The 10,935-nt window shown below is 60.9% G+C and carries 9 protein-coding genes and 1 pseudogene; 6 read left to right on the forward strand and 4 right to left on the reverse strand.

Features of this window, described 5'->3' with window-relative positions; genetic code table 11:
- Window positions 1-291 precede the first annotated feature (291 nt).
- Window positions 292-3,351, forward strand: a complete 3,060-nt coding sequence (locus A8V01_RS17220) for an autotransporter outer membrane beta-barrel domain-containing protein (RefSeq protein WP_170065961.1) — start codon at window positions 292-294, stop codon at window positions 3,349-3,351.
- Window positions 3,352-3,696: 345 nt separating this feature from the next.
- Window positions 3,697-3,945, forward strand: coding sequence for a hypothetical protein (locus A8V01_RS17225; RefSeq protein ID WP_103097281.1), 249 nt, complete (start codon window positions 3,697-3,699; stop codon window positions 3,943-3,945).
- A gap of 294 nt (window positions 3,946-4,239) precedes the next feature.
- Here the strand turns inward: A8V01_RS17225 and A8V01_RS17230 are convergent, their stop codons facing one another.
- Window positions 4,240-5,568, reverse strand: a complete 1,329-nt coding sequence (locus tag A8V01_RS17230) for an alginate export family protein (RefSeq protein WP_211295046.1) — start codon at window positions 5,566-5,568, stop codon at window positions 4,240-4,242.
- 86 nt (window positions 5,569-5,654) lie between these two features.
- Here A8V01_RS17230 and A8V01_RS17235 point away from each other — a divergent pair, with 86 nt between their 5' ends.
- The 3 genes from A8V01_RS17235 to A8V01_RS29580 all read left to right on the forward strand — a co-directional run bounded on the left by A8V01_RS17235 (window position 5,655) and on the right by A8V01_RS29580 (window position 8,463).
- Window positions 5,655-6,611, forward strand: a complete 957-nt coding sequence (locus A8V01_RS17235; RefSeq protein ID WP_103097284.1) for a chromate resistance protein ChrB domain-containing protein — start codon at window positions 5,655-5,657, stop codon at window positions 6,609-6,611.
- Entirely contained in the window at window positions 6,608-8,011 is a 1,404-nt protein-coding gene (gene chrA, locus A8V01_RS17240; protein WP_103097285.1) for a chromate efflux transporter, read from the forward strand. Before A8V01_RS17235 ends, chrA begins: the two co-directional genes overlap by 4 nt.
- A 329-nt stretch (window positions 8,012-8,340) precedes the next feature.
- Complete coding sequence (locus tag A8V01_RS29580; RefSeq protein ID WP_281256509.1) at window positions 8,341-8,463, forward strand: hypothetical protein; 123 nt, start codon at window positions 8,341-8,343, stop codon at window positions 8,461-8,463.
- 293 nt (window positions 8,464-8,756) lie between these two features.
- Here the strand turns inward: A8V01_RS29580 and A8V01_RS17245 are convergent, their stop codons facing one another.
- Together A8V01_RS17245 and A8V01_RS28690 are read right to left on the reverse strand one after the other, a co-directional pair.
- Complete coding sequence (locus tag A8V01_RS17245) at window positions 8,757-8,990, reverse strand: hypothetical protein (protein ID WP_103097287.1); 234 nt, start codon at window positions 8,988-8,990, stop codon at window positions 8,757-8,759.
- A gap of 209 nt (window positions 8,991-9,199) precedes the next feature.
- Window positions 9,200-9,370 carry a hypothetical protein gene (locus A8V01_RS28690; RefSeq protein ID WP_170065962.1) on the reverse strand — a complete coding sequence of 57 codons (171 nt, stop codon included), beginning with the start codon at window positions 9,368-9,370 and terminating at the stop codon, window positions 9,200-9,202.
- A 458-nt stretch (window positions 9,371-9,828) separates the two neighbouring features.
- On the opposite strand from A8V01_RS28690, the gene A8V01_RS17250 reads away from it, so the two are divergent.
- Window positions 9,829-10,605 (forward strand): hypothetical protein, encoded by a 777-nt coding sequence (locus tag A8V01_RS17250; RefSeq protein WP_103097289.1) that lies wholly within the window; start codon window positions 9,829-9,831, stop codon window positions 10,603-10,605.
- A 224-nt stretch (window positions 10,606-10,829) separates the two neighbouring features.
- Here the strand turns inward: A8V01_RS17250 and A8V01_RS29010 are convergent.
- A pseudogene (locus A8V01_RS29010) lies at window positions 10,830-10,935 on the reverse strand (IS630 family transposase); the annotation flags it as partial.

Below are 10,935 nucleotides of genomic sequence, written 5' to 3' on the forward strand. Positions count from 1 at the left end.
ACTTCGAATTTCGTTCCCAAAAAAAATATAAAATTTGCAGCGCGTTGTTGGGATCAAAACCCGTTCTAGGCAGTATCTCCGACGCTCAGACCGAAAAAACGGGTGAGCGGTGTGATGTGCCGGAGGAACCGTGGCACTCGGCATCTGAGTGCGATATCCGGTTTCAGGGAAGCTCTAATGACCTCGACAGTTGCACGCAAAGGCGCTTGTGCGTCCGCTTATGCACGCCTGGCGCGTGGTACCGCAATTTTCCCCCTTGCGTTGGGAATGGCTGCGTTTGCGAGCCCCGCAATGGCAGCAGACGAGTGCGGTCTTGCCCCTCTGGGTGGAGGTACGGTGACGTGCATCGCCACCGACAACCCCTTTTCCAACGGCATCTCGTACACCGCAATCGCAGACGACCTGACCGTATCGCTCGAAAACGACGTCGCTGTCTCGGCTTCGGCAAACGACACGCGCGGTATCGTGCTGAGCGGCATCGGTGCAAACACGGTCACCCTCGCCGGTGGTACGGCTTCGGTATCGACAGCAGGCGCGAACGCGACTGCGGTGGACGTCAGCAGCCTCGGCGGTCCGGTTTCGATTACGGTTGGCAATGTCAGCACGTCGGGTTCGCTCGCAGGCGGTGTCCGCGCCATCGGCGGTATCGACGGTGACGTCACGGTGGTCACCGGCAACGTGACTACCACCGGCCTTGACGGCAGCAGCTTCTTCTTTCTCCCCAATTCGACCGCCGTCACCGCTACCGCAACCGGGACCGGCGATGTCACCGTTGACGCCGGATCCATCAGCACCGCAGGGCTCGGAGCGCGCGGTGTGAACGCATCGGCCATTGCAGGTAATGTCACCGTGACGACGGCTGCGGTCACGACGACGGGCGACAATGCAATCGCGATCGCAGCAACCAGCGGCACCGGCAATGTCGATGTAATGGCGACCGGCGCGATCGACACGAGCGGTGACTTCGCCCATGGCGTCTATGCCACGGCCATGAATGGGGCTGCGGCCGTCGACGTCACCAGCATTACGACGACGGGCTTCAACGCTAACGGCGTCTATGCCATGTCGGGCGCAGGCGGAACCACCGTCAACTTCGACGATATCGCGGTCGCAGGCACCCTGACCAGCGGCATCGATGCACAGTCTGTTGGTGGCGCCGTGAACATCAGCGGCGGCTCTGTCATGGCGACCGGCCAGGCTTCCACTGCGGTTTACGGATACTCCGATACCGGCATGGTGAATATCGCCACGACCGGTACCGTCGCAGCCACTGGTCGCGGAGGATCCGGTATCTACGCGGCTTCGGCTTCAGGCGACGTGATGGTGTCTGCCAGCAATGTCACCACCGTAGCCGCTGATTCAGCAGATACCGAGACGAGCCGCAGCGCCATCTACGCCCAGGGCGCGAACGCGAATGTTACGCTGACCGGCACTGCCAATGCCGCAGGCCAGGCGCTGTTCGGCGGTTCGGCCGATGCTGTCGCCGTTATCGCAACTGACGGCGATGCCATGGCCGACGTCAATGCGATCAGGTCCACCGGCGCTACCTCTCGCGCGCTCAGCGTTTCCGCCACGGGCGATGCGACCGCTACAGTGCGCGGTGCCGTTTCCGCTTCGGGCGATCTGGCCGATGCCGTATTCATCGATGCGGGCGACAAGGCCACGGTCAACGTGACCAGCGGCGGAACCATCACTGCGGCGGATGGCAACCTGATCACGGTCAATTCCATCAACGGCACGACCATTAACAACGCCGGCATTCTGGGCGCCGCCCGCAACGGCTACACCCTGGCTGTGACCGGCGGCCCGGCAACGGTGAACAATTCCGGCACCCTCAACAGCGATATCACGCTGACCGCGGGCAACGACACCGTCAATAACAGCGGTATTTTCGTTCTGGGCGACAACCCGAATTTCGGTGCCGGCCTCGATACCTTTAACAACACCGGCACCGTCGTCTTCGGCCAGCGTACTGCGGCGTCTGCCAAGACAATGGTCGGGCTGGAACGGCTCAACAATTCCGGCCTTATCGATATGCGCAACGGCATCACCGGTGACACCCTGACCATCCCGGGCACTTTCACGGGATCTGGCAACTCACAACTCGGTGTGGATGTAAATCTGGGGACTGGCGCATCCGACACTCTCATCGTCGGCGGAGCGGCTACGGGAAGCAGCAGCATCGTGCTGCGCCAGACGGGTACGCAGGCACTGTTCAATTCGGGCGTGACGGTGGTTCAGGCAGGCGCCGGATCCTCGGCGAACGCCTTCGTTCTGGCAGGGGCGAATGGCGGCGTCGGTGCTGGGCTCGTCCGCTACGAAATCGTCTACAACCCGGCCGACGCCTCGTACAACCTCGTGGGCGGCCCGAGCGATGCGGCCTATCGCACGCTTAATTATGTCGAGGGCGTCCGCAGCCTCTGGCTGAAGTCGGCAGATGTCGTCAGCGCCCAGCTTCAGGCCCGCCGTGATCAGCTGTGGGCGCAGGGTGAAGCCGGTACCTCGGGCAAGTTCTGGCTGCAGATGCATGGTTCGGTAGAGGACCGTGGCAATGGTGGCAACTTCACTGCCTTCGGTGCGACCCGCTCGGTTGATACCAGCTATCGGCAGGACTACTTCGGCGGTCAGGTCGGCTTCGACTTCGGCGGCGGTAGCGGTGAGCGCGGTGGTTTCGCCTTTGGCGTGACGGGCGGCTACATCTCCTCGTCGATGAACTTCGACAATGCCTCCGATCGCGTCCAGTTCGATGTCGTCAACGCCGGTGTCTACGGCGCCTTCACCAGCGGAAACGTCTTCATCAATGCCTTGGGCAAGTACGACTATTACTGGGCGACGGCGCACAGCAACAGCGGCGGCTTCCGCGACAAGTCCAAGGGTGATGCCTACGGCGGCCGCGTCGAAGCCGGTCTCCGCTTCGGCAACGACAGCTTCTTTGCGGAACCGGCTGTGAGCGTTTCCTACCTGAAGACCGGTTTTGACAGCTTTGCATCGCAAGGTGTCAATGTCGACTTCAACGATGCGGACGGCTTGCGCGGGCGTGCCGGAGCTCGGATCGGCACCCAGTTCGATATGTTCGGCTCTAAGGCGTCGATCTACGCTGGTGGCAATTATGTCCACGAGTTCAAAGGCCGTGACAGCGTCACCTTCATCAGCGGCGGTGAAATTCTCACCTATCGCAACAACCGCGTGGGCGACTACGGCGAAGCCAAGCTGGGAATCGAGATCGCCCAGACGGGCGGCGTCAGCGGCTTCATCGAGGGAACGTATATCCGCTCGTTCAGCGACAACAGCGCCACGCGTTCGGACATAGAAGGCGCCGGAGGCCGTGCAGGCCTGCGCATACGCTTCTGATTTAAAGGGAGCGCGTCCTGTCGGACGCGCTCCAATCAGACGTAACTGACATCGCCCCCTTTTGCTCGTCGCGGTTGCGATTTGCGCTAGGATCAATTTTCTCCCGTCGCGTCCCTCGAGCTTTCTCCGGCAAGGTGTCTGTCATGACTGCACGCCGGAACTGGATTATGTAAATCGGCGATCTTGAAAAAAAGCGGGCGCGACAGAGTGGATCTGTCGCGCCTGCGTCGCGATCTAAAGCGTGGGGTGCTGTACCGATCGCGACTTTCCTGATCCACAGCAGCGCCCACATCACTGCGTCCCAGTTCCGTCGTTGGCCGCCAGAGTGGGACGGCCACCGACCTGATGCGCGAATTCGACAGTCCGCCGCAAGTCGCCGATCTCGCAAGCACGGTTAAAACGATTGTGACCTGCGCATCCACGCACTTTTCTACCGAGCGCTTTGCCGCTCTTTTCCAGGCGATGGGTTACTTTCCAGATCAGCTACGTCCTTCCGTCGATCGCGGGCTTGAACCCGGCGACCGTCGCGCGCATCTCTGGGTAAGCATAGGCGCGGTCGAGCGCGAGCGTGATATCAGTTCTAGGATGATTTGAGCTTTTGTCGCGAGCGGTGCACATTTTGCGCTGCCGTGAGGCGTCGCGAATGTGTCACCTTCTTGGATGGCCACGATTGGCCGGTAGCCGATTGGCCGTCAGGCGAATGTCCGGATCCGAGCCGGGTGGCGGTGATAGCCGGCGGGACAACCCCAGTCGTTCCCATCGGGACTAAAGTTGTCCACTCTCGCAGAAAGTGGTCAATCATGCCGGTCGGTCTGCGAGGGGGCCGCTGTGTTGCATCTAATTAGCGAAATACTCGCGCCCTCGCGGGCTACCCGTGCTGGAACGATTTCAGATGGTCGCGATCACGTTGAAGGACACATACCGCGTCCACTTGCCTGCCGTGGCGTTTGGCGCATCCCGAAGGAAGCGTTCCTTGGCCAGCACCAGACCGTCGAATTCAAGCTGCAGCCGCTTCGGAATAACCCAGTAACGCACGCGGCCCTCCAGCTGGTGTCCAGCAAAATCACCTGACCGCCCGGAAGCGTCACGAACGCCGGTGGAGGAGAAACTGTCCTGCCGGGCAGCAAGCCACATGGGCCGGTAGGCGGCGAACCAGTCGAGGCGCTTGCTGGGTTTGGCCTCGAGGCGGATACCGACCGTTTCGATGTTGGTTCGCGCGAGGGCATTGAAGAGCCCAGCCGGCGCGAGGTCGGCGCGGCGCATACCGAAGAGGGTATCAAAGCGGCCAAACTTCCCGCCGGGCTTGTCGCCGCTCGCCCGATCATATTCGACAGACAAACGCGGCATCCAGGCGCCTGGGAAGGTATAGCCCACGTCGGCATGGAAAAAGCTCGCAGCCACGGTCTGGCGCTGGGCGGATGCAGCCGTTGACGTGCTCACCGACCCGGTCTGATAAAATGCTTCGATTTCATAGTCGAATTGCGAAGACTTAGGCTCCAGGATCAGGCGGCCGCCGAAGGTATCGAGCGAACGGTCACGGGTCGGCCGCGCCGGGGCGTCACGCTCTCCCAGATGAAAATAGGTGACCTCGAGGATCGCGAGGCCAACGGTCTTTGCGCGGCTAAGTTGACCGCCCCAAAGGACGAAGTCGAAGCTTTCCCGATCAAGCTTCACTTTGGCGGAACGAACATCCTCCAACGTATCGGGCAGGCGAACCTGCGGCAAAGTGTAGATGAGAGTGCCCTTCCACCCGCCGCGGGCGGAGAAATCGGCCTTCACACCGGTATAGCCGTTGGTCGTGTTGCGGTAATCGTCGGCGGCGACCAGACGCCGCGAACCAAGGTTGAGCATCATGCGTCCGGCGGTGAGTGTGATTTTCGAACCAGCGCCAAGCGGATCCTGGAAGGTTCCCGCAACATAGGCCTGAACCGGCTCGAATGTGTTCACCTCATTCGTCGATACAGGCGTACCAACCCGGTCACCCCAGACCCGGCTGTCATAAAGTTCGACCGCAACCTCGATGTCGGCCTTGCGGTATCGAGCCAGCACATTGGTACGCAAGTTCAGCAAATCATCGCGTCTGTTGAAGCCCACCCGTGGCTGCCCGTCGATGGCTTCATAGCGCAGACGCATCGCTCCGGAGATTGACAGGCCTTCTTGCACATCCTCCGCCTGGGCCGGTGCCGCAGTGGCAGCGCAGGCAGCGACCATCCCCATCACGTACCCCGAGAGCCATCCCAGCGTCGCACGTCTCATTAGATATACCTATTCCCATGCCAATACCATTGAGATATGCATCTATCATGATTCGAGCAACACCTCATTCCGAGTGGATCGCGCTGCTTCACCAGTTGCCCACGAAGCCGCCATATCTGCGGGTGAAAATCTGGCGCCGGCTTCAGGCGATCGGGGCCGTGGCGATCAAGAATGCAGTTCATGTTCTGCCCAAGGCGCCAGAGCATGAGGCGATCTTTCTGGAACTGCTCAACGAGATCGTCGCAAATGGGGGTGAGGCAATCCTGATCGACCTTCGTCTTCTGGCCGGGATAACCGATGGGGACGTCAAGGCCTTGTTCGATGGCGCCCGGGACACTGATTACGACGAGATCACGCAGAGCGCCCGCCGCCTGCTGGAAACGGGGCCTGCAAGCGGTAGCGAGATCGCGCGCCTTCAGAAACGGATGGGCGAGGTCAAAGCCCTCGACTACTTCGGAGCATCGGGCCGCCGCGATGCTGAAACGGCTCTCGAGCAGCTCGATCGCCAGCGCTACGAACATCCTGACGTCAGCCGCTCACAACCCCTCGCCGAACAACCGCTCGACCTCAAATCCAAAGTCTGGGTGACGCGCAGCGGCGTCCATGTCGACCGAATAGCCTGCGCCTGGCTCATTCGCCGGTTCGTGGATCCCGAGGCGACCTTCAAGTTCGTTGACGTTCGCGGCTATCTGCCGGGGCCTGGCGAGCTTCGCTTCGATATGGCCGAGGCAGAGTTCACCCACGAGGAGGACCGCTGCAGTTTCGAGACGATCGTGCTGCGCGCCGGTCTCACCGGTGACCCCGCTCTGGTCGCCATCGGGGAGATCATTCACGATCTCGACATCGCCGATGGCAAGTTCAACCGCCCGGAGACGCCTGGCCTCGGCGCTATCCTCTCCGGTGTGTGCGCGTCGTGCGACGACGATCTTCAGCGCATCGCTCAAGCCGGCGAGGCCCTCAACCAGTTCCATGCATTCTTCAGCGCGGGGAATCCTGCAGCATGACCAGTGTCGTCAGCACACCTGCTGAGTTGCCGTCGCAACGCGCCGGCGATCATGGCATCCCGTTTGCCGAAGCGGTGGGAGTTTGGGCGCGCATCGCCGCCCTGAGCTTCGGCGGACCTGCTGGTCAGATTGCCGTCATGCATCGTATCCTGGTGGAAGAGAAGAAGTGGATCGGGGAAGAGCGTTTCCTCCACGCCCTCAACTACTGCATGCTCCTTCCCGGACCCGAAGCACAGCAGCTTGCCGCCTACATCGGTTGGCTGCTCCATAAGACCAGGGGCGGTCTGGTCGCGGGAGCGCTGTTCGTCCTGCCGGGGTTCCTCGCGATCCTTGGCCTCAGTTATGTCTACGTGCTCCTGGGGCAGACACCGCTTATCGAGGGCATGTTCTTTGGTTTGAAGGCGGCTGTCCTCGCCGTGGTCCTTCAAGCGGTGGTGCGCGTGGGATCGCGAGCGCTCAGGAACAACGTGATGCGAGGGATCGCAGCGACTGCTTTCGTTGCCATCTTCTTTCTGGATGCGCCATTCCCGCTGATTGTCTTGCTAGCCGGGATCGGCGGTTACATAGGAGGACGCGCGGGCCTTCCCGCCTTCAAGGGCGGTGGCGGCCACGGATCGGCAGGCGGCAGCGTCGTCCACGATGCGGATACCGCACTTGGGGAAGGCCTGCCCGAGCATGCCCGTCCCAACCTGGCATGGTCGCTGAAGATCTCGGGAGCTCTCCTTGTCCTGTGGCTCGCGCCTGTAATAGCGCTGCTGGTATTTGCCGGGCCGGACAACGTCTTTACGCAGATCGCCACATTCTTCAGCCAGATGGCTGTCGTGACTTTCGGCGGCGCCTACGCCGTTCTTGCCTATGTCGCACAAGAGGCTGTCGGCACCTATGGATGGTTGCAACCGGGCGAGATGCTGAACGGCCTCGGTCTCGCCGAGACCACGCCGGGACCACTTATCATGGTCACGCAGTTCGTCGGCTTCCTCGCCGCCTTTCGCGAGACGACCGGGATGTCTCCGCTCGTTGCGGCAACGCTCGGCGCGATCCTCACCACCTGGGTGACTTTCGTGCCCTGCTTCCTGTGGATTTTTGCCGGGGCACCATTCGTTGAGCGGCTGCGCGGCAATCGCGCGCTCTCTTCGGCGCTGATGGCTATCACGGCAGCGGTGGTCGGCGTCATCTTGAACCTCGCCGTCTGGTTCGCGATTCACACGCTTTTCACGCGCACCCGCAAGGTCGACTTTATCGGTGAAGGACTCGACGTTCCGGTGCTTACCTCGCTGAATGTTGCAGCGCTTGTCCTGGCTCTGGCGGCGGCGGTCGCGGTCTTCAGGTTCAAGACCGGCATGATCCCCGTTCTTCTGGCATGTGCTGTTCTTGGCGCGGGCTATGTAGCGATCGTGTGAGGAATGCATCGTGACCGAACTTACGAGACGCGGCGCAATCCCGACCCTTGGAACGCCACGGTCATGGGTCTGCTTGACCGCTAGCAGCCCCGGGCTCGCACGACGATGAGCCGACGAACGTCTCCAAGGAAGCGACGCCGGCCTATTTTCGCGTCGCGTGCGCTCATGTCGTCAACGTCGCATTGCTTTCGGCATGGTGCAAAGGCTTCTCCGGGCTCCTGTCTCATTCCAGTCGAAGACCGACAAGTACCAAGCCCCCCCACCCTGCGCGGCGCCCGGCTGCTGCGTTGTCCTGATCGGCAAGGGGCTCGGGTTCACAGAGGCGGGATATGGCCATTGAACCAGAACGCGTCGCTCATGGCACCTACGACTACAGCGTCAAGCTCGACACCCGCGCCTGCGGATCCATCTGCAAACTTGCGGGTGCTGCCGGCGTCCGTCAAGAAAGCTAATCCGAAGCGAGACGGCGTCGTGGCGACACAGCGGGTCGAGGAAAGATCCTCTCGCTGCTGTTCCGCGAAGGTAATGGCGGTGGGCGGGAATTGAACCCGCCGGCTACGCCGCCGTGTGCCTCGGTGGAAGAGACCCACACATCGAATCTCCCCACACAACAGTGGCGGCGGCAAGTAGCACACAATTAGTGACGCTCAACACCACCACACACCATCGAGATTGTGGGGGTGGTGAGAAGCGCAGGCCGCTGTCGATCGTTTCTTGCCAACGGCCCGCCGGATCGCCTGCAGTGTTACTTGGTTGCGCCTTCAGCGGCGTCGCCGGCTTTGTCTGCGGCATTGCTCACGCTGTCGGCGGCGTTGGTGATCGCGTTGTTCTTCGCGGTTTCGCTGCCAGTGAGTTGGCTCACGAAGAAAACGCCTGCAATTACGGCCAGCAGCACGGCGATTGCGATGACGACACTCGCGCCGGAACTGCGGCGAGTTTCGACGACGGTGGTCGTGTGCGACGGATTGCGATCAACCATTTACCTCACCTCACATTGTTGTCTGCATTGCCGTCAACTCTGCCAACCCGCATCGGTTGCATGGGGGCTTTGACATGATTGCCACTCGGGATGGATTGGCCTTTCCAGAACCTCCCTCCGCCGAGCGACAACGCCGTTATCCCGCAACAACGCTCTTCGCGATGCGATAAGTATGGGAGGGCTGTCACTGGGTGCGTTGCACCCAATCCTCAGCTGCGCAAGGGAGCAAGTTGCCGGTGAACATTGATGAGCGACGCTCGGTACGCTTGCATGACGCGGGCCGCCCATTGAGCCTGTTGGTTCACATCGCTCGGCTCATGGTCCGCGTCGGCGGCGGCGACGATCTGGGTAGATCGAGTGGAGGCACGTTCGGTGGTCATAGGGCGTCTTTGTCGTGTCGTATCATTTTTGGGTGGCGTGAAGTTTTGGCATTTCCGGACCGCAAAATGCCGAGGACACAAATCAGTTCCGAGTTTAGTTTTGTCGCTTGAGTGCAAGGGCATGGAACGAGGCTCGCGCGCGATGAATGTTGTTGCATGGACTCGCGCCAGCCTTATCCCCTCCATGCCCACGTCATTCTCGCTGACTCGTAGTCGCGCTTCGATAAGGCATCAGCGGCAGGAGAGAGAGAGCAAGTCTCCTGATGCACAGTACGACACGATGGCGTGGTGAAACCTAGCCGCTCTTCCGGTAGCCCAGCTTGGGGCGGGGTGACACGCTCTTGATGCTCTGAGCGTCCTGGCCGTCGCTCAGCCAGCCGCGGCAAATCCTCGACGCATCGGAAGGACTATAGTACTATAGGGGTGCAAGTGAGGGTCAAGCTGCGGGGCAGAGCGTAATGGATACAGCGATTGCAAATCGGCAGTTCTTCGCGGCCGAGACGCGCTTCTTCGCGATCACAGCCATAGTCATGGCGCTCATTAATGTCATCGCTTTCTCGTTCTTTGCTGCGATGGGCATATCGTCCTTTCGCGCTCCTTTTTCTGTGCATCTCCACGCAATTTTGTTCATGGGTTGGGTCCTGCTGTTTGTCTCGCAGGTGTCCCTCGCCGCAACCGGATCAATCAGGCTTCATCGCAAATTAGGGTGGCTGGCCGTCGGCTGGGCTGTGGCCATGGTGCTCGTTGGGACCGTGTCGACGGTATTGAGCGCTCAAAAGGCGGCAGTACCGTTCTTCTTCCTGCCCGCGCAGTTCTTACTGATGAACCCGCTCAGCGTGCTGCTGTTCGCGTCTCTTTTGATCGGCGGGGTGGTAAAGCGGCGCGATCGCGAGTGGCATCCACGGCTGATCATATGCGGGATGGCAGCTATCATGGGCCCTTCATTTGGAAGGCTGCTGCCCGCCCCGTTGCTGATGTATTCGATGCTGACGGCAGTCTTCATTGGTATGATCGCATTTCCGGTGGCGGGTATCGTGCGGGACAAACGCCGATACGGGAAGGTGCATCCCGCGTGGTGGCTGGGCCTTGCTTCACTCCTGCTTTTACAACTGGCCACTGAGACATTGGGCCGCAGTACGATCGCCGCGTCAATCTATGAGCATGTGGTAATCGGAACACCCGGTGCGCGCGTCCCGCCGCTCATCTACCAATCCCCGCCGTTCCCGACGTCTTAGTGGTAGTGTCGCCAGCCGCGCGGCTCACCTGTCGGAATGAACGACCCAGTGTGGACGGCTCTCCGTTGGCATGCGGCATATTGAGCTTTGCGTCGTTGGTTGGTGCGGCCGTGTGTCCGACCTGTTAATGCAGCATATGTGCTGCTGGTCGTAATGCCATTAGCGCCGCTCGGGTCCCGACCATTTTCGCGTACTCGAGGTGCTGGGTCTAGAGCGGTTTTCGATCATTCTGGTTCGTAGCCACATGATTTGAAGTAGTTGGCGCATTCCTGAGGCTGGAAGATATCGACGAGTTTGCCGATCAAGCTCCACAGGCCGCTGACCGTTCGC

Source organism: Novosphingobium guangzhouense, assembly GCF_002896965.1.
Classification (GTDB): Bacteria; Pseudomonadota; Alphaproteobacteria; order Sphingomonadales; family Sphingomonadaceae; genus Novosphingobium; species Novosphingobium guangzhouense.